The 22,983-nt window shown below is 32.5% G+C and carries 21 protein-coding genes; all 21 read right to left on the reverse strand.

All coding sequences use genetic code 11. The features are described 5' to 3' along the window. A partial coding sequence (locus tag I3217_RS10025) for a GumC family protein (RefSeq protein WP_435049623.1) occupies positions 1–2,389 on the reverse strand: 2,389 nt, incomplete at its 3' end. A gap of 3 nt (positions 2,390–2,392) precedes the next feature. Next, positions 2,393–3,157: a polysaccharide biosynthesis/export family protein gene (locus I3217_RS10030; protein ID WP_435049624.1), complete on the reverse strand. Its 765-nt coding sequence runs from the start codon at positions 3,155–3,157 to the stop codon at positions 2,393–2,395. Positions 3,158–3,236: 79 nt separating this feature from the next. After that, positions 3,237–4,385 carry a glycosyltransferase family 4 protein gene (locus tag I3217_RS10035; RefSeq protein WP_435049625.1) on the reverse strand — a complete coding sequence of 383 codons (1,149 nt, stop codon included), beginning with the start codon at positions 4,383–4,385 and terminating at the stop codon, positions 3,237–3,239. Between the two features lie 190 nt (positions 4,386–4,575). Continuing rightward, positions 4,576–5,331 (reverse strand): glycosyltransferase family 2 protein, encoded by a 756-nt coding sequence (locus tag I3217_RS10040; RefSeq protein ID WP_435049626.1) that lies wholly within the window; start codon positions 5,329–5,331, stop codon positions 4,576–4,578. Next, positions 5,331–5,876 carry a WcaF family extracellular polysaccharide biosynthesis acetyltransferase gene (locus I3217_RS10045; protein WP_435049627.1) on the reverse strand — a complete coding sequence of 182 codons (546 nt, stop codon included), beginning with the start codon at positions 5,874–5,876 and terminating at the stop codon, positions 5,331–5,333. The genes I3217_RS10040 and I3217_RS10045 overlap by 1 nt, the downstream gene beginning before the upstream one ends. 39 nt (positions 5,877–5,915) lie before the next feature. Then, positions 5,916–7,010, reverse strand: coding sequence for an acyltransferase family protein (locus I3217_RS10050; protein ID WP_435049628.1), 1,095 nt, complete (start codon positions 7,008–7,010; stop codon positions 5,916–5,918). A gap of 367 nt (positions 7,011–7,377) precedes the next feature. Then, the gene (locus tag I3217_RS10055) at positions 7,378–8,316 is read right to left on the reverse strand and encodes a UDP-glucuronic acid decarboxylase family protein (RefSeq protein WP_435049629.1); all 939 of its coding nucleotides are present in this window, start codon (positions 8,314–8,316) and stop codon (positions 7,378–7,380) included. An 18-nt stretch (positions 8,317–8,334) separates the two neighbouring features. After that, a complete protein-coding gene (locus I3217_RS10060; RefSeq protein WP_435049630.1) occupies positions 8,335–9,474 on the reverse strand; it encodes a glycosyltransferase in 1,140 nt (379 codons plus the stop codon). Next, positions 9,467–10,459 (reverse strand): glycosyltransferase family 4 protein, encoded by a 993-nt coding sequence (locus tag I3217_RS10065; protein ID WP_435049631.1) that lies wholly within the window; start codon positions 10,457–10,459, stop codon positions 9,467–9,469. The genes I3217_RS10060 and I3217_RS10065 overlap by 8 nt, the downstream gene beginning before the upstream one ends. 87 nt (positions 10,460–10,546) lie before the next feature. After that, entirely contained in the window at positions 10,547–11,944 is a 1,398-nt protein-coding gene (locus I3217_RS10070; RefSeq protein WP_435049632.1) for a hypothetical protein, read from the reverse strand. 10 nt (positions 11,945–11,954) lie between these two features. Further along, complete coding sequence (locus I3217_RS10075; protein WP_435049633.1) at positions 11,955–12,674, reverse strand: sulfotransferase family 2 domain-containing protein; 720 nt, start codon at positions 12,672–12,674, stop codon at positions 11,955–11,957. An 8-nt stretch (positions 12,675–12,682) separates the two neighbouring features. Continuing rightward, the gene (locus I3217_RS10080) at positions 12,683–13,681 is read right to left on the reverse strand and encodes a glycosyltransferase family 2 protein (protein ID WP_435049634.1); all 999 of its coding nucleotides are present in this window, start codon (positions 13,679–13,681) and stop codon (positions 12,683–12,685) included. A gap of 3 nt (positions 13,682–13,684) precedes the next feature. After that, on the reverse strand, positions 13,685–14,851 hold the full coding sequence (locus I3217_RS10085) for a glycosyltransferase family 4 protein (protein WP_435049635.1): 1,167 nt from the start codon (positions 14,849–14,851) through the stop codon (positions 13,685–13,687). 91 nt (positions 14,852–14,942) lie between these two features. Then, entirely contained in the window at positions 14,943–15,998 is a 1,056-nt protein-coding gene (locus I3217_RS10090) for an acyltransferase family protein (protein WP_435049636.1), read from the reverse strand. Positions 15,999–16,061: 63 nt separating this feature from the next. Continuing rightward, positions 16,062–17,306 (reverse strand): hypothetical protein, encoded by a 1,245-nt coding sequence (locus tag I3217_RS10095; RefSeq protein WP_435049637.1) that lies wholly within the window; start codon positions 17,304–17,306, stop codon positions 16,062–16,064. An 81-nt stretch (positions 17,307–17,387) separates the two neighbouring features. Continuing rightward, the gene (locus I3217_RS10100) at positions 17,388–18,494 is read right to left on the reverse strand and encodes a glycosyltransferase (RefSeq protein ID WP_435049638.1); all 1,107 of its coding nucleotides are present in this window, start codon (positions 18,492–18,494) and stop codon (positions 17,388–17,390) included. 23 nt (positions 18,495–18,517) lie between these two features. Further along, positions 18,518–19,489 carry a glycosyltransferase family 2 protein gene (locus I3217_RS10105; protein ID WP_435049639.1) on the reverse strand — a complete coding sequence of 324 codons (972 nt, stop codon included), beginning with the start codon at positions 19,487–19,489 and terminating at the stop codon, positions 18,518–18,520. Then, positions 19,479–20,231, reverse strand: a complete 753-nt coding sequence (locus I3217_RS10110; RefSeq protein WP_435049640.1) for an acyltransferase — start codon at positions 20,229–20,231, stop codon at positions 19,479–19,481. The genes I3217_RS10105 and I3217_RS10110 overlap by 11 nt, the downstream gene beginning before the upstream one ends. Beyond that, positions 20,228–21,100, reverse strand: coding sequence for a glycosyltransferase family 2 protein (locus tag I3217_RS10115; RefSeq protein WP_435049641.1), 873 nt, complete (start codon positions 21,098–21,100; stop codon positions 20,228–20,230). Before I3217_RS10115 ends, I3217_RS10110 begins: the two co-directional genes overlap by 4 nt. Before the next feature lie 11 nt (positions 21,101–21,111). Further along, positions 21,112–22,038 carry a sulfotransferase domain-containing protein gene (locus tag I3217_RS10120; protein WP_435049642.1) on the reverse strand — a complete coding sequence of 309 codons (927 nt, stop codon included), beginning with the start codon at positions 22,036–22,038 and terminating at the stop codon, positions 21,112–21,114. Continuing rightward, a complete protein-coding gene (locus tag I3217_RS10125) occupies positions 22,035–22,982 on the reverse strand; it encodes a glycosyltransferase family 2 protein (RefSeq protein ID WP_435049643.1) in 948 nt (315 codons plus the stop codon). The genes I3217_RS10120 and I3217_RS10125 overlap by 4 nt, the downstream gene beginning before the upstream one ends. Position 22,983: the final 1 nt, after the last annotated feature.

Here is a 22,983-nt window from a genome sequence, read left to right on the forward strand (position 1 = left end):
TTCTTAGCTTGTTTTTTATTACCGTTTTAACCCCTGTCCAGGAATATTTATTAACTACGGTCTCATTGTTATACCCATAACCATACCCGTAGTTATAGCCATAACCACGAGAGGATTTTGCCTCACTAATATCATTTACCACGTAGGCCATATTATTCAATTTATTGTGATTATATATTTCTTTGGAAAAACCTAACAATTTTTTCTCCGTATACCCCGCACGAACAACATATATAGAAACATCAGCGTACTGAGAAATCAATAGTGTGTCTGTTACTGGCACTACTGGTGCTGTATCTATAATAATATAATCATACTCTAATTTAGCCTCTTCTATTATTTGTTTCAATTTCCCATTAGACAATAATTCAGCTGGGTTAGGAGGTATCGTCCCGGCAATCAATACATCTAAATGGCTCTTGTTATAAGAACTATCTTGTAAAACAGATTTCCAATTTAACTCACCGTCATACAATACATCCGAAAGCCCTTTATCATGTTTCTTTTGTCCCGTTACTTTAATTTTAGGATTACGCAAATCAGCTCCGATTAAAAGAACTTTTTTACTTATACTTGAATAGGCTAAAGCTAAATTTACCGACACAAAGGTTTTCCCTTCCCCTTTAATAGAAGACGTTACATATATAACTTGTGCCTCCGCTTTATTTTCATTAACTGGCAATATAAAATTTAAGTTTGTACTTAAAATCCTGAAGGATTCGGCTAACATGGTACGATCATGTGGGTTTGAAAATAATTTATCATTTCCAATCATTTTAGGAATTTCTCCTGCTATAGGTATATTTTTAGAAGATTTTACAACATCTGATTTATCATGTACTTTAGTATCTAATTTAAATAGTAAAAATATAATTCCAAAAGGAATAACAAGCGCTCCTAAAATAGATTTTATGTAGATCCCCTTACTATCTGGACTGACAGGTTTTCCCGAGCTAGCCGCATATTCTATCACCTTTATTGAAGGCGCAGTAATAGCCAGATTTATAGCAGCCTGTTCTCGTTTCTGAAGTAATAACAAATATAGGTTTTCTTTTAAGTTTTGCTGTCGTTCAATAGATCTTAAAATCTTTTCTTTTTCCGGCATATTCTTCACCAATCCTATAGCTCCTTCTTCAGCTATTTTAAAACGTGTTAAAGATAGATCTAACTGCTTTTGATAAACTGCCAGCGATTTATATAAATTAGTCCTCAATTCTTCTAATTGTTCATTAAGCGCAATTACTTTAGGGTTATTATCACCTGCACTTGTAATTAAAGCTTCTCGCTCTAAAATCACTTTATTATATTGATCAACTAATCCATTAGCACCAACACTACCCAAACCAATACTTTGCGGCAGTAAAGTTCCTAAATCGTTATCAGATAAAGTATTTATCAATAATTTAGATAAAGCAATTTGATTTTCGACATCCAGTACAGCACTTTCAGTTCCCGTTTTCTTCGACATGCTATAACCTATATCGGAATTAAAAGACACCATATTATTGTGTTGCTGAAATTCTTTCTTATCCACTTCGATAGAGTCTAATTCTTCAGCTAAAAACACAAAACGTTCATCTACAAAATCAATAGTCCGTTGAAATACCAATTGACGATCTTCTACTCCATCTCGATTAAATTGTTCTGCTACCTTATTTAAAATAGCTTCGGAACGCTTTCTATTTTCTCCTACTAGATTAAGTTGTAATATATCGGTAGCTCCAACGCGATTAATACCTATTTGATATGATAACGCCGCTGCAGCAGAAGCTATTGATTGCACGTCTATTCTAAATAAAAAACCTATATAATTTTTAATATTAGGATTTGAAGTAATTAAAAAAGGAAAATCTTTTAAAGGGTTATTTACATTATAGCTATCTGTTATAAATTCGGTATCAAAATCCTCACCTTTTCTTATTTTAAATCCGTGTTCTAATACTTCCACATAAAACCTTCCACCCCTTATTGCTTCATTAGGTAAAACACTTATAAATTTAAAGGGTATTCCCCAGGCCTCCTGCTGTTTGAATTTTCCTTCGAAAAAATATCTGATATGTAAATCTAAACTATCAACAACTTTTTCCAATAGCCGCTTTGATCGAATCACCTCTATTTCGTTATCTAGGTTTTTGGTATCCGAAAACAAACTTCCTCCCTTTCCTGTAGACAATTCCAGACTAGACGATTCATCCAAAATTTTAATTTTGGCAAAAGATCTATAGGTTTCTGGCGTAAATCTTAAATATACAAATGCCAGCAAAGTGCCAATACAAGCAGCCAAGACAAACCACTTCCAAAACTTTAAATATTTTAAAATTTCATCTTTAATATTAACGCCTGTATCCTGAGCCTCTTGCTCTAATTGAACCTGTTGTTGTCCACTCATATATTATCTTTGGATTAATAAAATTAAAGTTATGATAAAGGAAATAGCCCCCATTAAACCTCCAATATTGGAAATATATCCTGCAGATTTCACTTTAGGTCCATTAGGGTTTACCACTATAACATCATTTTGTTTAATATTATAATATGGACTCGTAAACCAATCTGTTTTTGTCATATCAATATGTCCAACGGTTCTCACTCCATTTACTTCACGAATAATCATGATATCATTTCTAACACCTGACATTTGTAAATCTCCGGCTATACCGATGGCCTGAGGTAAAGTCAAAGTTTCTTCATCAAATTCTTTAGTTCCAGGACTTTTCACCTCACCTAAAACTGTAAATTTTGCATTTATAATGCGAACGATTACAGTAGGTTGCTTTAAATGTCCTCCATCTACTAATAAATCGTGAATTAACTCCTGAAGTTCTTTAGTAGTTTTATTACTCACATGTATATCTCCTAAAATAGGGAATGTTATTCTCCCATCTGGTCGTACTAAATACCCTTGTAATTTCATCATCCCGGTATTATTACCTCCTCCACTGGTTCTATTTGATCTATTATAAGGTTCAGCTGCCTCTGCATCTATAGTTTTAACCGTAATATTTAAAATATCATTAACTTGAATTCGTGTCATATTTCGAATAACATCTTCCGGTATATTTTCATAATCCTGAAAATATAAAATTTCCTTTTTTGTTGCACAAGACGTAATTAAAACAAAACTGAATAAGAGTTTGAGAGCAGATTGTATTCGCACAGAAAATAATTTTGGGTTCACTTACAAATATAGATGGATTACCTATATAAACAAATGTTTAGAATTAAATTGGATTGATTTATTTTACCTTAGAATAACTTAAAAGATTAAGTTTTCGTAACAACTTATTTAGTTTAAATCGTCGGTTAAAAACACTGTAATTGATAAAGAATGGTAAAGAAAACATAACAATACCGGTAATTACTACGACTAATAATTGCCAGTTTACCGTTAAGTATTGAGACATTAAGGCAAAAATTAATACTGAAGTCGAAGCTATAGATATTACCAAAGTCACCTGCCAGTGTTTAAGTCCTAATTGCAGCATTTGATGATGGATATGATTTTTATCAGGACTAAACGGATGCTTTTTGTATATAACTACGCGTACATAAAAAATACGTAGGGTATCTAAAAGCGGAAAAAACAAAATAGACAATACTATTACTGGTGCATTATAATGAAACTGCGCTGTCGTTTGCAATTGATTCATATTAATAAATGCAATCGCTTGAAACGCCAACAAAAAGCCAACAACCATGGATCCTGTATCACCCATAAAAATTTTACGAACCTTGGAAAAATTAAAATATAAAAATGAAATTAAGGCCCCTACTAAAGCTAAAGAAATAACTGAAAGTGTCAGGTTCTCCATTTTAAAAAACAAAAAACCAAAAAACATGGAAGAAATTAACCCCACCGAACCGGCTAAACCATCTAAGCCATCAATTAAATTATAAGCATTGATAATTAAGATGAATACAAAAAGTGTAAAAGCTACAGAAATAAAATAAGGTAAATCATGTAACCCTAAAATCCCCGAAAACGTTGTAATTCTGATATCTGTAATTAAAATGACTAAAAGCGATGCAATAATCTGCCCCATCATTTTTTTCTTAGGAGATAAAATTAAGATATCATCTTTAACACCTAGGAAAAACAATATGATTAATGCCCCAACCACAGGCATTAAAATATTTGATTTCAAAAACGCGCCGAACAACGTTAAAACTACCGCTACAGCAAAGAAAATTCCTATTCCACCTAAAGTTGGAACCGTTTTAGAATGCACACTTCGTTTATCAGGAACATCTACCAGTTGTTTGGCATGGGCAATAAAAATAATGGTTGGAAAAGCCAGAAAAGCTGTAATTAATGCCATCAAAAAGGGAAACAACAACAGGGTTTCCGGATTAGAATAGCTTATAAGTTGGTTAATAAAATTCATTAATAGCAGTTTATTACAAAAGTACAACATATAAATTTATGTGCAACACATGAATTTTTAGTTTAATGTTTAGTTAATCTAATATGGAACGAATATAAAATAAAACACTTAGCCATTTTAACTCAATTACTTTTAAGTATAATCGTAAAGCATATATTCTTGAAAACTTCAATCCAATTTAATTATCCAGCTACTTTTTAAACAGCTGTGGAATTTTAGATAAATTTTTTGAACACACTATTAAGGCAGGGTTTCCTATTTTATTTCCTTTAACAGCCATGTAATCTTCACGGGTTTTTAGCCAGATATTTTTTAAACTTCTGTTACTAGCCCCACCAACTCGCATTTTTGTAATAACTTCATTCAAATATTTAAATTTAAGTGCCTTATCACTAAAAATGCGCAGCATCAAATCGTAGTCGGCTGCTATTTTAAAATTTAAATTGAACAGGCCATGTTTACTATATACCGCCTTTTTTAGAAATAAGGTCGGGTGCGCAGGCATCCAACCTTGCTTTAGTAAGACCTGCGAAAAAGGCTTACTCTTCCAGTTCCTTATAATCTTATCTACATTTTGTGCACTCACGTAATGTAAATCCCCATAAACGCCATCCACAGTCTCGTTTTTAAATGCGTTCACAATGTCGCTTATTGTATGACTGCTATTAAAAAAATCATCCGAATGTAAAAATCCGACAACATCCCCAGTTGCCATTTTTATACCTTTATTGAGGGCATCGTAAATACCGCTATCCGGTTCTGAAACCGATACGATATTTTTATTCGCATTCTTAAAGTTATTTACTAACTCTAACGTTTTATCTTTCGAAGCCCCATCCACAATTACATATTCAACATCAGAATAATCTTGTGATAATACAGATTTCATACACTGTTTTATCGTGGCTTCACTATTATATGTAGCAGTAATAATTGATACCTTCATTACCTTATTTTTCTTTTTCTTACAAATTGCGCCGGGTTTCCCTGATAAATTCCAAAGCCATTTAAATCCTTATTCGCAACAGAGTTAACTATTAAAATGGCATGCGACTGGACTTTAACCCCGGGACACACTACTGATTTCGCTCCTATCCAGGCTCCATCTTCAATAGTTATTTTACCGACCATGAGATCGAAAGTTGTTTTTTTGTAATTGTGATTCCCACACAATAACATCGCTTCCTGCGACAGGCATACGTTTTTACCTATAGTTACTTGCGTCAGATTATCTATCCATACTTTTTCTCCTATCCAGGTATAATCCCCGATCTCCAACAACCAGGGATATTTAATATTAACACCAGGTTTAATTACAACGCCTGTGCCCACCTTAGCACCAAAAAGCTTTAACAAACTAATCTTAATTTTAGATACCGGATTTAGTGGATTGATAAAAAACAAAACATTTACAAAATACCAGGCTAACTGTTTTAGTTTACCGCCAGGCTGATACCAAGCATTGTTGTATGTTGATAAATCAGTTTTCATTCTATATTATTATAATTTCCTTTTTATCCTGATATACTATCAGGAAGCTTTTATAGGCTCAGCAACTAACTGTTTTTTATTATATTCAAAATACTTCTTAAGCTTTAAAAAGGATGATTCAAAGAGATAAAAACTAATAACTGAAAGTAAAAATGAGAAACTAATTCCAAAAATGAATCTTAAAAAAACATTTTCTATTTCAAAATAATGTTCACAAAGTTTATAAACTATGGGATGATAAACATATAGACCATAACTAATCTTTCCTGTAAATGAGAAAAACTTAGTCCTTAAAATTTTATTCACAAAATGTTCCTCTTTTAGACATAATAACATTCCAATTAAAGAGAAGTAAATCCCTGATAAAAATAAAAATTTAAATATTTGAATATAAACATCTCCTGTTCCAGTAAAAACAGTCCACATTATTACAGTTGGTACTATTAAACTCATTAATAAAACAGCAAACTTTTTAGCAGTCCTTTTCTTAAAACCTCCTTCTATTTCAATAATTGCTAATAAAGCTCCAATTGCTAATGAATCAAATCTAGTAAATGTAAAATAAAAAACTTGGTAACCTTCAGAGAGCATTAACCATCTTAAAGCTAAGGCTCCTATTATTATTATTAAAATAATTTTAATCAAATTTTTATTTGAAAACAAATAGACTATAAACGGCCAAAACAAATAAAAATGTTCTTCTACAGCTAAAGACCAAAAATGACTAGGACCAATTGCGTCCCAATTAAAGGTTGAAGCAAAGTTTTGCAAATAAGTATAATAATATAACTGTTGATTCAGTTCTGGAATTTTAGTCCCAAAAAGTATTGGTATAATATAATATGATAAGAATAGAAATAAATAATATAGAGGAAATATTCTTAGTGTCCTTCTTAAATAAAAATTTTTAAAAAAACCTTCTGTATTCTTAGTTGCTATTAAAATCCTAGTTATCAAAAATCCAGATAGCACAAAAAATAAAGTGACTCCTGTCTGTCCAAAAACCGAAATTTTAGTCAAAAATCTTAAGAAACCATCTGTTGATTCAATTCGAATGAAGAAATGAAAAAACATAACCATTAAAGCTGCTATGGCTCTTATTCCATCAAGATTATTATAATATTTTAATTTCATGCTTTTTTTATATTTTAAGACAATTCAACTTAGCGTTTTGTTATCTAGACAGATGTAATCATCTTCTTATAATACAAACAGCTATGTCGGGCACATTTGATTTCTTTTTTTTAAAAGTAGTTATAAGGTGTTTTTTTTTACTTTGCTTAACAACATTATCTTGAATATTCATTGCTAACATAATGAAGTAATATTATCAAATAATCAAAACGTTCAAAATTCTAGTTGAGCGTTACTTCCTCACTCTTCGAAAACTTAACAACCGCTTTGGTTAATAAAAATTCCTTACCGTAAATCTCAAATTCCAACTAAAAAGAACTTTTAACTTTCAACTGAATAACCGTTTCACCGAGTCACGGTATCACTATCATTTTAACAAATTATCAAAATAAGCAATGGTCTTAACCAGACCTTCTTCTAAATGTACTTTAGGTTCCCAGCCATTTAATTCTTTTTTAGCCAGATCAATCACCGGTTTTCGCTGCATCGGGTCATCTTTAGGCAAAGGCAAATGGATTAATTTTGACTTTGAATTTGTTAGCTTAAGAATCTTTTCTGCCAGTTCTATCATGGTAAATTCTCCCGGATTTCCAATATTTACAGGTCCCATAAATCCGTCACGGCTATTCATCATGCGTATCGTACCTTCCACTAAATCATCTACATATTGAAACGAACGGGTCTGAGTACCATCACCAAAAATAGTAATATCCTCACCTTTTAATGCCTGAACGATGAAATTAGACACTACACGTCCATCATTCGGGTTCATATTCGGTCCGTACGTATTAAATATTCTAATAATTTTTACATCAACCTGATTCTGAATATGATAATCCATAAATAAGGTCTCTGCACAACGTTTTCCTTCATCATAACACGAACGTAAACCAATTGGATTTACATTCCCCCAATAGGTTTCGGGTTGGGGATGCACGGCAGGATCTCCATAGACTTCACTAGTAGAAGCCTGTAATATTTTAGCTTTTACACGTTTCGCTAACCCCAGCATATTAATAGCTCCCATAACCGATGTTTTAATCGTTTTTATAGGGTTGTACTGGTAATGTACAGGTGATGCCGGGCAAGCCATATTGTAAATTTCATCTACCTCAATCATATAAGGTTCTGTAACATCATGGCGCACCAATTCAAAATAATGATGATCCATTAGGTGTTCAATATTCTTTTTACTTCCCGTAAAATAATTATCTAAACAAATAACTTCATTACCTTCTTTTAATAAACGTTCACACAAATGCGATCCAACAAAACCGGCGCCTCCGGTGATTAAAATGCGTTTCATATATAGCTGATTATATTTTTAATTAATAAACAATTGTCGGTTATCTTCTAATAGTTTTGGATTCTCACAAATCGCTTTTGACAACTCATACGCCTTTTTTGAAAATATATTAAAATCGTTCTGAGACATCGCTGCCAAGGTTTCCACACTTTTCACAAAATTATTATTCTGATCTAAAGCATACTCCCATCCAACACCTTTAGCTTCTAAATGCCTCCAAGGCGTCTGATCAGAAATGAGGGTTAGGCATCCATACTGCCAGGACTCCACAATTACATGACCATAATTTTCATTATGCGTGGGTAAAAATAAACAATGTTGTGAATTTAACACGGTCCCTAAGTTAAAATGAGGCACTGCTCCAAGAATATTTATCTTGATATGATCTGGTAGATTTTGAATTTCAGCTTCACATAAGCTCCAATACTCATCTCCGTCTAGTGGACCAATAATACTAAATTCAATAGTATATTTTGGATTAACCTTAGCTAAACAGTTTAAGGCTTGTAATAAATTTTTCTTGGGATTAATTCGAGACAAAAAAAACAATTTTGCATTATTTTCTTCTTTTAGACGCGGGGTTAGATCTATTGTTTTCTGAGGTAAATTAGAAGCTAACTTAAATCTCACCTCTCTACCAAATATGCGATTAACATCCTCAACTTCCGAACCTGAAGTTACATGCCAAACCACCCTTTTATGAATATTTAATATTTTAAAAACTGCTAAAAACAATTTCTTTTTTGATGCTTTCAACTGTAGTGCACCTACTCCCAACATGCCTCTCGGCGCTAAAATCACTTTAGTTTTTGAGGATAAAGAAACAAACAAAGGCAGCATGGAAAATCGAAATGAAAATAATGAATTAAGATAGACGAAATCGTAGTTCTTCTCTTTTAAAATAGAACTAAATTGTTTAAAATTTTGATGTGTTCCATCCAAATACATGATGTTGTACAGCCCTTTATCGATCCAGGTATTGCAAACGATCCCCGAGTAAGGTTTCGTTTCACCCAAATCGGTATTGGACGTCACTATACTAAATTGGAATTCGTTTCCTAAATTTTCGACCAGATTTTTTATGGATTGTATAGGGCCTCCTGCCTTATACCCTGGTATAAACCAGTCTACGAAAATCAGCACTTCTTTTTTACCCATGCATTACTGTTTTATAAACTGCCTTATAATCATTAACTATTTTATCGAGCTGAAAACGTTTCACATTTTCTAAACCTTTTTCTACTAAGGTCTGTACGGCATACAGATCTGAAATTAAGCTTTGAACTGCCTGAGAAATTTCCGCTTCATTATAGGGATCAACTAATAGCGCTGAATCGCCAGCTACTTCTTTCATTGCTCCAATATTGGAAGTAATAACCGGTCTACCAACCGCCTGAGCTTCTATAATGGGCATACCAAAACCTTCATAAGTAGATGCAAATACTAAGAGGTCGCAATCAACATAAGCTTGTACGATATCCTCGTATGGTATATGGAATCGATTCTCAAATTCAATATTATAGCGTTCCAGTAATGCCATTTGCTCATGGCTAAGTTTACCTATAATAGTAACAGAACAAGGTATATATTCTAGAGCTTTCAAAGTACGTTCCAGATTTTTATTTGGTTTGGTACCTATTAGCAGAATCTTTGGTCTTTCTGCATTAAAAGATTTAGAAACATAGCGTAAACTATAATTCACCGGATTATAGACGACTTCTATTTTTTGCTTCGAAAACGGAATCACTTTAGACAATTCCTCTTTAGAAAATTTCGAGATAACAGTAATTTTATTAACACATAATGCCGGTAACCAAAACCATAACATTTTAATAAGTTGCTGTTTTAACCAGGGGCCTTTTATTATAGATTTTACATCATGAATGGTTAAAACTGTTTTAGAACCTGTTACAAGAGCCATGTAATGCACATCGCCAGTAATATGAGTAATCGTGTTTTTTACAGGTTTAAATGCTTTTAAGTTTTTTAAAAGTGATGATAATCCTGCACCCGCATGCGGGACCTCGACTACAGTTACCGTATTCATTTTAGAAAGCTGTTGTATAACGGTATCATATAATTCCTCAATACTGTTGTATTGTGGGAGTTTTTTTCTAAAAAGAAAATGAAGCTTTAAACTCATACTACTCTAAAAAATCTCAATTCTCTCTTAATAAGAATTATTATAACTAAACTCCAAAAAAATAAAAAATTAATCTGTATGAGTAATTTATAGAGTTCTTAAAAGTCTTTTATCCACAATAGGTAAAGCAAAACTTATAATTAAACTAAATACAATCAAATACATAAATGTATATCCTGAAATTTTAACTATATTTTTACTAAAAATATTGAATAAAAAATACATGGGTATCAAAAAACCGTAGGCCCAGAGAGGGTTATCTATTTTTTTTATAAAGAACTTATACACAAACCCCAATAAATATCCTAATAAATAGATAGGGATATACATATAAACGGGTCCATAATCCGCATAAGCGGAAGCGAAATAACCAGTAGTAATAGACACTCCTGATTCCGCACCCGAAACTTCTTGAATCCCTGTTAATTCTCTAGTTTGTTCAGAATCATCAATTGATTCCTTATTAGGAAAAAGTATCCTAGGCATAAAAATGTGTTCTAAAGCACCTATCCAATATTTACCTCCAGTATGCGGTGCACTTTGAGGTATATTTTTAACTGTCGCAGAAAAATATTCCAGAAAGAAAAACCGCTTAATCATCCCCTCTATACCCTCTGAATAATCTTCTGATGTAACATTTGAAACTAAATCAGTAAATTTATTAAATGCTTCTAGCTTCGACACCCTTACTACTTGGCTATCCCTACCTCCTGAAAGATATTCACGATACTCTTCTTTTACTGCGGTCCAAACAACCCCCAAATTGAATAATAAGATTGCAATAAATACAATTTGCATTATATTCTTAGGATTATCTATTCTCTGATTTGTTATAAAAATAATTGGAAATAAAATTAGGATGTCTTTAAAAGACGAGAAAAACCCCGTAAAACCTAATAAAACCTCAAATAGTATAATAGACAACACCATTTTTTTATACTCATTCTTTACAAATGCTAAATTAACTACCAAAAATAGTAACACCCATTTAAAATATAATAAGGTTGTAAGAGGTGCTGCCAAACCAGGAACTATAGAAGTCAGAATTTTCAAAACTATTCCAGCTCCAAATGAAAAAGCGGAATACATAATTATTGCCTTTTTAGTATCGTATTTTTCTAATAATTCCCTACTTATTGAACTATACTTTATATTTTTGGTTGCGTGCCATGTGCCAATCGAAAAAATAATTATCCCCACTATACTATAATAATACGTCTCATTAATGAAATCTAGAGAATATTCTGGTCGCCACAACAAATCCACCATTTCTGCACTAGATAAAGACAAGTAAATATAACCTGAGGTAACCGCAAACCATTGAAAAAAAACCCCAGCTAATATAACTGGTGGCACACCTTTTTTCCAAAACAATTTAAATATGAATATAAGTGTTAAAAAAGCTGAACTTATTTCTATTAAATAATTCCCAAATGCAGAAATAATAACAAAAACTGCAGAAATTAAATAAACCTGCTTGGGCATACGTCTTGTTTTATCTATTACTAAAAATTTTTTCAGAGGCAAATTTATATAATTCCATATCTAAAGCATTAAGCTCTTTTAATTTATTTATTTCCTTTAAAGACAGATCTTTTTTAGCTATTCTTTTATGTGTTTTAGTTACATTATTGTGAGTTATATCTAATTTTAAATTATAAGTTTTAGACATAAGCTCTAAATCATTAGTATAATTTTCAAATTGCCCTACAAAATCAAATCTTTTAATTAAGTTTTGTTTAGCTTTATTTAATTGAATCTTCGACCCTGCCCTCGACGTCCTCCTGAATAATTGCTCGTAGAAAACACCGGCGCAAAATTTAGTTTGAAGATTTAATGCTCTTGGAACACTCTCATAAAACTCAACTATTGATTTATCGCCTATTTCTTGTTTGTAAGCGGAATATCCTATTTGCTGCTTTTGAAAATAGAAAAAGCTAATTAAATGATCGATTGGTTCCCTAAGAAATGTTATATGTAGCTTTTTTCTATTTCTTATCGGGTTTTTAAAATGACAATAGTTTTCTATACCATAGGGCCAATGTCCTATTATATATCTAAAATCCTTTTTATGATTTATTACTTCTTTAAAACTTCCCGATCGATAAATTAAAGAGGATTCTATATTGTTAACTATAATACTCTCTCTAAGAGATGTTCCTGCACATTTTGGAATATGTGTAAATATTATAGCTGTTTTTTCGTTTAAAAACATAATCAAGTTTATTTTTCAATTTTATTTGGTACAACAAACGCCTTTCTATAATACAACCAATGCAAAAATTTCTTATCCTTTTTAAAAACACTCAAGCCTTTTAAAAAGCTGTACCGAATATAAAACCCAGGTACAGTACTATATTTTTTAATCACCTTTAAAAATGCTTTGGCTTCCTTATAATCTCCAGAGCGTAGTAAATTTAAATATAAACCAAAGTACTGATTATACACACGCCATAACAAACCACGTTCTAAATACTTCTTATTTCCTTTAGGTACCCGCTCCATAAACGTTTTAATGATGTCATCATTTTCCTGAATACGATAGATCCACATTTTCGGGTTTCTACTCAGTTGTCCCGTATGACGTCTTAACTGTATCAAGTGTTTTTGAATAATGCCTGCGGGTAATTGATCTGTTATACGACACCAGAATTCAAAATCACCTGAATATTTTAAATCTTCTCTGAAGTATCCGTATTGTTCAAAAACAGTTTTCCTAATGGACACATTGGCTATATTGCCCGGTACACTTCCTGTAAGAATCGATGTTAAGTCGTGAGTCAACCTACTCATCGTTTCATTTGAACCAATAGGCATTTTTTCTATAAGCTTACCATGTTCATCAATCACTTCTACGCGACAAAAGGCATAGGCAATATTGGGATACTCTTTATGAAACTTCACCGTTTCTGATAAACAATTAGGCATCATTATATCATCTTGAGACCATAAATGAATAATTGTACCTTTTGCTTGTTTAAGTAAAAAATTAAGGTTTCCAAAAAGTCCCAGATTTTTGGGATGATGAAATACTTTTAATCTTGAATCTTGAACTTCACCCAAGTATATCTTGGTAGCTTCATCTGTCGGACAATCATTACCAACTATTACTTCAAAAGAAACATCAGTCTGCTGTAATAACGATTCTAATGATTGTTTCATTAAAGGCATGCCCTTATAAGTTGGCATCACTACCGTAATATCTACACGTTCGTCTTGCATTGCTTAAGATTTCATCTGGTTAACGATAGCGGTAACAATACTATCAAAATTCCATTGCTTTATATAATTTTGAGCATAAATTCCAAGCTCCTTTAATTGAACTTGATTAATTCTTAAAAGCACCTGTTCTAAACTACTACTTTCAATCGCGTCAATAACAAAACCATTTTTACCCTCTTGCACCAAATCTGTGGCACAGCCTACCTTATTACTTACAATAACAGGTCGCTCGCAGGCCATAGCTTCATTTACAGCCAATCCCCAGGTTTCGCCAGGGCCTATAGAAGGCAAACACATAATATCTCCCAAACGATACAGTACTGGCATTTTAGATTGATTTTGAAATGGTAAGAATGTTATATTAGTATCGTCTTTTGCCTGTTGTTGCAAATCAGCTTCTAAAGGCCCATGCCCCACGAAAAGCAATTTCACAGGCTGTTTTCTTATTTTATTTACTTTCTGTACAGCTTTTAATAAAACATTAGGCTGCTTTTTGTTTTCAAACTTCCCTGCAAATAATACCACCAAATCGTCAGCCTCATAACCTAATTCTAAACGCCATTCTGCTGCCTGTGCTTCATATTGCTTCACATCGGAATCAAAAAACCGGTCATTATCGATAGCATGTGGTGCATAAATTAATTGCTTGTCTTTAAGTCCTACAGCTTCAAAATATTTTTTATTTTCAGAACCAACATAGAATGCCTTATCGATATACCTGTAAACATAGGTTAGGTAATATTTTCTAAGTTGTTGTTTAAATCCTGGATAATCATCCAAAAGTGTAGAATCGCCCCGAAACCAGACAGGAATTTTGCCCTTAAAGTGTTTCATCACTTTAAAATGACTTTTCAAATACCAGCCAAAAACCAAAATCGCATCAGGCTGCCATGCATTAAGCTTAGCTATAATTTCCGGACAATCAATCCCATGTTTATGATGTGTTCCTGGATCTTTGGAAACATTCTGCACAAATTCGTAATCGTAACCATCCAGCAAAGGAATATCCCAGGTTATACTCTTTCCAAAAGTTTTATCCTTTACATCCTCTGCTGCCTGAGACCAGGTGTAAAACACCTTTAGATTTATATTTTGACACTCTGCCAACAACTTAAACCAAGGGGCATAATACTGAATAGGATGCGAGACGACTATTCCTAATTTTTTCATTAATCAATTAATTAAAATAATTACACAAAATATTGAGGTAACTATTGTTTTCTTCAAACTTTTTAATTATGAAACACATAAATCTAGTTTCCTATTTAGAATATAAAGTGCTATCATTAGACTTGTTACTTTCCAATTGGAATTTAAAGCGAATATTTTTATAAAATTTTCTTATAATTTTACTGCTAGGCAATTCAATTAACTTATACGATATGTATGAAATTACAGTGACTATTATTGCCGCAAAAAAAACAGAAATCAAAGGGTTAATCCCTATTTCATAACCTTTATTAATTATAACATAACCGATGTTTTGGTGTAATAAGTATAGTGAATAAGAAATTGAACCAATGAAAACTAAAACTTTACTAGACAAAACGGATATTTTACCTTTAATTCCGAAGTAGAATATAATTGTAAATGACAAATACAAAATAAATAGCTTAACTGAATATAAAAGTAATATTACTGATAAAGCTAAAATTAAAGTAGCTATAGTTAATTGATTATACTCCTTATAAAAAATTTTAAATAAACAAATACCAATAGCAAAAAAAGGTAAATGGCTAAATAAAAGAGCATCTCTTAATTGAACAACCAAATTAATATCTGCAAAATAAACAAACACATTCATGAACATTAGCAATATTAAAAACAATTCTATTTTTTTTAAACCATTAAATAAATATGAAATAAACATCCAAAAATAAAATGTCAACTCAACTTTAAGTGTCCAATAAACACCATCAATACTAGACACCTTAAAGTACCCTTGAAGCATACTCATGTTTTTTAAGGCTGTAATCGGCGAAAATTGTCTACCTGGCAACCCAAATAAATATACAACTGAAAATGTACACGCTATTGCCACCCAATAGGGAGGATACAATCTTGAAAACCGGGAAACAACAAAGTCCATTGGTCTTTTTAAATGATTTAATGATAAAAAAATAACAAACCCACTAATCATAAAAAATAATTGCACTCCATGGCTACCAATAGAAAAATTATACTTACCTAATAAACCTTCATGACCATATAGGGTATTATACATACTTGTATAATGGTACAAAACCACAGACACTGCTGCAATTCCTCTAAGCCCATCTAACTCTACTAATCTTTTTCTCTTGATTTGTTGATTCACACTGTAAAATTGAAATAAAAATTTAAATAGTTAATTGAACGAATATTAATATTTAGGTCATTTTTACTTAATCACGACATTCATCACCTCAACCAAAGCTCTTGCCGATTCTTTGGACGAATATTGATCTAATTCACTTAAATCGGGTTGCCAGATTAAACCTTCTTTTTGAAAAGCTTTTAAGGTATCAACCATAGCTTCTGAAACGTTTTCGTTAGTATCACCTTCATGATAAGGCACTAAAAATGCGTCTGCTTTCACATCTTTAAGCACTTGTACGGCTTGACTTTCGCCATGGAGGACCGTAAATAAAGGGCGTTCACTTAATAAACACTGATAGGTTTTAGATGCCGTATAATGCTTTTCGGTACTTCCAAACAACATCACCCTATCAGCTGCACTTAAATAATTTAAAATGTATAAAAACGGTTGACGCTCACGCTGTTCGACAACGATATCTTCTAAACCATAATCTGCGGCATACGCGGTAATAGGTTTTGCTGGATACGGCCCAGTACCTATAAAGAACAAACGTACTGCTGGATCCCAGTTTCCCGCTTGCTTAAGTGTTGCTATCGCTTTAAAAAAGGAATCCATAAACACATGCGAATTGGGTAAAAACGCACCAGCGTAAATCCAGGGTTTGCAATCAGGCATGGCATCCCAAGGCATTTTCAATCCGTCTAATTGTATTTTATGATCGTTAGGATCAAAACCATATGGCATCCCCACATGGGCTGGAGTTGTTTTAAAATTGCGTTCTATAACCGGCCAATAATACGGCGTGGAAACTCCTGTAATAAACGATGCTTTTTTTACAGCATAAGGTTCTAAATTTCGAGCAACCAGCTGACTTAACTTGGCACGTGTATCATTCTGGTTGGTAATATCCCGCACCCAAGGATCGATATAATCTATCCCATACGGAATACCTGTTTTATCATGAATAATACGCCCCAACAGCGCCGTATAAAACGAAGGTATCGGAATCCAGATACAATCTATTTTTCTGGTTTTACACAACTCCAAGGCCTTAGCCTTCAAAAACGGAAAAGCTCGCAAGCCAATATCGCCTATAATACGTGGTTTTGAAACTTTATACGCCTTAGCATAAACAACTTCAATATCCTTCGAAGCCGTTTTAGCAATAACAGGATCTGGTGTTTCTTCGTAATATTGCGAATCGACGGTTAACAATAATGGATGCCACCCAAACGCCTTTAAATAATTACCTATTAACCTTGGTCGTTGGACGCCTGCTAAGTTAGCAGGCACCCAATGCGGATATATGATTAGTACGGTTTTCAATGGATTAAATTTCTAATTAATTTGGATCATGGGGAAATTAAAAACACACTAAATTATCATTTAAAAAAATCATTTTAATAATTATAAAGACTCAGAGTATTTTGAATAGCTATTATTATGTTTCACATTTTCCAAAACAACATTTCTAATTTCGCAGGCTTTACCCTTATCCGAACTTATTTTTAATAGTATGTCTGCAAATTCTTTCACATTTTCTGCTGTAACATGTTCAAGATCTTTAAGTAAATACCCCCTATTTCCTTGAACCGTTGTGACGATAGGCAAACCCAAATTCATACCTTTTGCTAATTTCGTACTTACACCTTTAGAGTAATATAAAACGATATTAAGATATAACATCCAAGAACTTAACTCCGTTTTCATCTCAAGCTCATCCAAATACCCCAAACGATCTATAAACGGATATTTAGATACAACGTTATCAATGCGATTATCACCTAACCCAACTAAAACAAGTTTTAAATTACTAGGAAGCGATCTTGTATTTAATTCTTCACATAAAGTTTCTATGCCGTAAAGGTTTGGTAAATGCGTAAAATCTGCTAAAAAACCAACCCGTCCTTCAATAGGTTTCCAATCTAAGAAATCACTCTCAAAAATTCTTGGCACATAAACAACTTCTTTACTATGCAACCAATACTCTAAATATTTTTCTATTTCTGAAACCACAACTACCTTATCTATAAATTGTTTTCGATACTTGGCTTCTAAAACTAATTGCTTCCCTAATTTATACAAGCTTGAAATTGAAGTATTCCGCTTAGAATTTACGATTTCATGCATATAATCCCCTGACTCATTTCCATGAGACAAAAGAACAGTTGAACATGATGTGGTTATTTGCTTACATAGCTTAGCAAATTCCATAGCCGATGTATGATTTATAAACACCTTTTTTATTCCCTTTTTGGTAATTAAGTCCTCTAAAACTTTGCTGTATTTTTCGACATCGTAATAATCATAAACATCTATGCCTAATTTAAATTTTAACTTTTTAAAAAAAACTGAGGTAAAATCAACCTCTACAAATTCTAAACTATACTTAGTTTCAATAGCTTTAATGAAATCTTGTGTACATAATTTGACCCCCCCATTTTTCGTTTTAGTAGACACATACCTGTAATTAGTAATGAAGATGGCTTTGGGTTTAGTTTTATTTGAATTCATCGATGTTGTTACTAATAATTAATTTATTTTTTAATCATTACATGTCCATAATAAGATAATGCTTTTGCTATTTTCCAACCAAAAACTGTATGTATTAATTCTATAATACGTCCCCCTAAAACTGGTTTATAAGGACTTCCTCCGAAAGATTCAGATTCTAAAAGAGCCCGTTTCGTAATATCCTTAAAATTGGGCCATGCTTCCATAGCTACAAACTTAAATTGTTTTGCCAAAGCACTTTTAGCTGCTTTGGAATCTGTTTTTGACAATAAGTATTTGGCTTTTAAACCAGTCGCTTTTAAATTACTTTCAATGTGTTTCCGTTGCTTCTTTGAGGCTATATTTTGTCCTAATCTATGTTTTCTATAATAGTTTTTTATTTCAGGCACGTATACAATACCCTGGCTATGCAGCCCCATTCTAGCAAAAAACTCCCCGTCCTGATCTTTGGCCAAAGTCTCATCCCAAAGTCCATAAGTTTCTATTAAATGCCTAGGGGTTAACCAAGCACTGGTTTGTACCATATAAAATGTGGTGGCTGGACCACCCCATAACTTAATAAAAAAGGCTTCGGGGTTTTCTGTTGTAATTAAAAAATCAGCATCATGACTTGTTCCTGTTTCTGGAGAATCATAAAAGTGTACCGTATCACATACCGCTAGTTGATTTACTGTATTTTGAAGTACTTGAACCTGTTTTTCAATTTTATCCGGACTTAACAAATCATCAGCATCTAAAAATTGAATATAGTCGCCCGTACTCATCTCAAAGCCATAGTTTCGGGCAGCACAAGCACCTTTGCCTTTATTCTTTACGACTTTAACAATAGACGACGCAAATGTTTTAGCCAATTCAATACTACCATCTTTAGAGTCATCGTCTACAATAATAACTTCAATATTTTCATAAGACTGGTATAATACAGATTCTATAGTTTCGGCTAAAAAGGAAATAGAATTGTATAAGGGGATAATAACTGATACTTTAGGTTGCATAAATTGGTTTTATCAGTTTAGCAGGTATACCTCCATATATCGTTTCTTCTGGCACATTTTTAGTCACAACAGATCCTGCTGCAATTACAGCACGTTTACCAATAGTTATCCCCGGTAAAATCGTTACATTAGAACCAATCCATGCACCATCTTCTATTGTCACGGGATTTGACACTATACCACCTTTCCAAGCAGGTTTGTCTTTTTCTGTATAAACATGATCATGGGTATAAACTGTACAATTTGGGCCCAGAGCAACGTCATTTCCTATTGTAACATCTGCTACCAAATCAATAATAATATAATCACCTATACTAGAGTTATTTCCAATTTTCAATCTACCTTTAAAGCCTGATTCTCTCGATGATATTGAAGCATAAGACTGAATAGTCACATTATCACCAATTACCCAATGGTCATTAACATAAAATTTTGATTTTTCACCAAGTAAAAATTTATCTCCAACGATTATTGAGCAATCACTGGCAACTCTAATTAAACTGTCTCTCTCTATATTGGTCCAATCACCAAAGGATATAGACGCACCTTCACCTGACCCCAGATTGATATATTTTCCAAAAACCGAATAATCTCCAACACTAACTTTCCCTTTTCCTTCTATGATTACAGGAAAATTAATTGAGCATTTTGAATAACCTTTTATTTTTGACAGTCTAAGTAACCAATACAAATTACGTATAAATGTCCTTATATAATGTGATATTATCTTATATAAAATCAACTTAATTTATATTTTAGAATATTAATAAAACTCAAATTTGATACATTCTTCATTTGCAAAGATTTTGCTATAGAATGATGTTTTACTGCTGATAATATAGCACTTGCTTGTTCTTTTTTCACCTTCTTAATCGCATATTTTAAATTTTCAGCTTGTAGCGGACAATTAGAATCTTCTAATAACTCTAAAGCTCGTAATTTATATTTGAAAGGCACATAAGGATCGGTGCGATTATCATTCATCTGCTGGTCATCATGCTCACGATACCAAACCATGCCATGAGGCATTAATACAACAGGATATTGTTGCGATAACAAATGCCACAATTCAAAATCTCCCAAATGTTGTTTTCCTGTAAATTTACCGATTACTTCAAAAGCCTCTCTCTTTATAATCGCTGATAAAGGAGCCTTATAAAAAATTTGTTGCTCTAAATAGTGCCTTTTATATGCTTCCTCAGGGTGTAATTGAAACGGATATATTCGAGCTTTATCTTGAGCTAATGAACATAACCCATAGCCCGCTTCTGGAAACTGCTCCATATAATACACCAATTGCTCTAATCCATATGGATAAATCATATCGTCGGCATCAACATATTTTAAATACTTGCCTTGCGCATAAGAAGCAGCCTGATTTCTGTTAGGATAATCACCTAAGTTTTTTTCGTTAATAAAAACTTTTACCCTTTTATCTTTTTGTTCAAAAGATTGCGCTATAGCAACAGATTTATCCTCAGACCGATCATCTACAATAATCAATTCCCAATGCTGATAGGTAGAATGTATAACAGATTCTATAGCTTCAGCAATATATTTTTCACGATTATACACCGTCATAAGAACGGATACGAGTGGAGTCTTAACCATCTATTTCAAATTTATATCCAACTATCATTAGTATAAAATTTACTAGCAACTGCTTCTGTGCCCTCTTTAATTTTTTGAACCTCATCGTTTGTTAAAACACTCTTCCATGACTTTATATTTTGTAAAGCATTTCTATTGAGATCATTTTTCACTTGTCCCGAAGTACTTCTTTCTATTTGTTGAATAACTTCATTGCTGAAGTTTAAGTCAAGAAATTTAAACATATTTTCAAATTCTAAAAATGGGCTTTTAGACATGGCTTCATGAGTGATAAAATAAAAATTAGAATTATTATTAAGTTTTAACTGATAGGCAAAATCATACATAATATTCCACAACAATATGCCTTGATCTATAAGGGGATAGTTAGTGTTGCTATAATTAATGATCATATCTTTATATTTAGACAAGTGCAATTCCATTAATCGCTCTTGTTCCAACAAATCATTAAAATTAAACTCCCAGCTTTTTCTAATAATACTTGCAATAAATGCCAAGGGATGTCTAATCGAAATTATGACTTTACAATTTAATTCCTTTGCCAAAAATGCCGATGAAAAAAAAGCAATAGGGTCCTTTAATAACGGACGCTTAGCCCTACTTTTTATTTCATTGCAGAATATGGAAATATCCTTACGCCCTCTAATTTTAAAAAGCTCATGAGCAATAGTTAGTGAATTCAATTCATAAAAATTGCGAATAAATGTAAGCACCTCTCTTTTCCTCTTTTCGGAAGTTTGTTCATCAAAATATTCAAACCAATAATTAAATGGTGATACTCTTGTTTTAAGTCCAATTTTCCCCAATGGATTTGCCCAATCCATAATTATATTAAACGGTTCATGAATATATTTAACATCTTTTGATGCTGAAATTGTTTTACCAATCCAGGTAGACCCCGACCTATGTATTCCTGTAACTAAAATAGGCTGTTTCATACACTTTGCTTATCTTTTTGTTGTCCTATAGGTACATTTATTGCTAATTCTTTTAATAAATCCTCAATGGCATTCGACTCTACAGCAGATATCAACTTACGGGTCGCCTTATTCTTATTTGTTAAAATGTTAAAATTATGTCGTATCCACTTGGGGTGACACTTCCATTTAAAATTCCTATATATAATCAGTAAATAATCCTTTAACCCGTATGTCTTATTTTTTAGTAATTTAAAATTATGATAAATAAATGCATGAGCTATTAAAACACGCTTATACGTATATTCGGGGAACTGATAATGATAATGATTTACTCGAGCTGTAGTATCATAAACTATAGTATAGCCTTGTAATAAAACATCTTTTGCCCATAACATATCTTCTCCAAAAACGACGTGTTTAAAAGGTATATCCAATAAAACAGATTTTCGATACATCGCAATTACATCATCCCAAATGCAGGCTTGTCGTTGCTCTTTTGGTGTTAATTGTTCAAATTCCTTATGTGCTTTAAAATGAACAAAACGGGGTTTTGGTTTAGAAAAGGGTCTAAACCATTCATGAGGATTTTTATCAGTGTCATGAGGTACAATTTGTTGACCACATACCCCCGCTACATTACTATCCTTAAAATGAGATAACATCGTTTCTAACAATTTTGGGTCTTCGGTCCACGCATCCTGTACAGTTAAAAGTACAAACTCTCCTTGAGCTCTTTGCACTCCTAAATTTCTGGTAGCTCCATGATTAAAATCAGTTTTACTAATTTCAATTAATATAACGCCGTTTTCTTTTACATATTCTAATGTTCCATCTGTACTTCCACTGTCTATTATTATAACTTCAATTTGATTGTAAATGGTCTGTTGTTTTAGACCATAAAACAACTTCGGTAAAGTGGCCATGCCATCCAATACCGGAATTACTACTGATAATGTTATCAAC

The organism is Formosa sp. S-31, from assembly GCF_051172795.1.
In the GTDB taxonomy this organism is placed as follows: domain Bacteria; phylum Bacteroidota; class Bacteroidia; order Flavobacteriales; family Flavobacteriaceae; genus Formosa.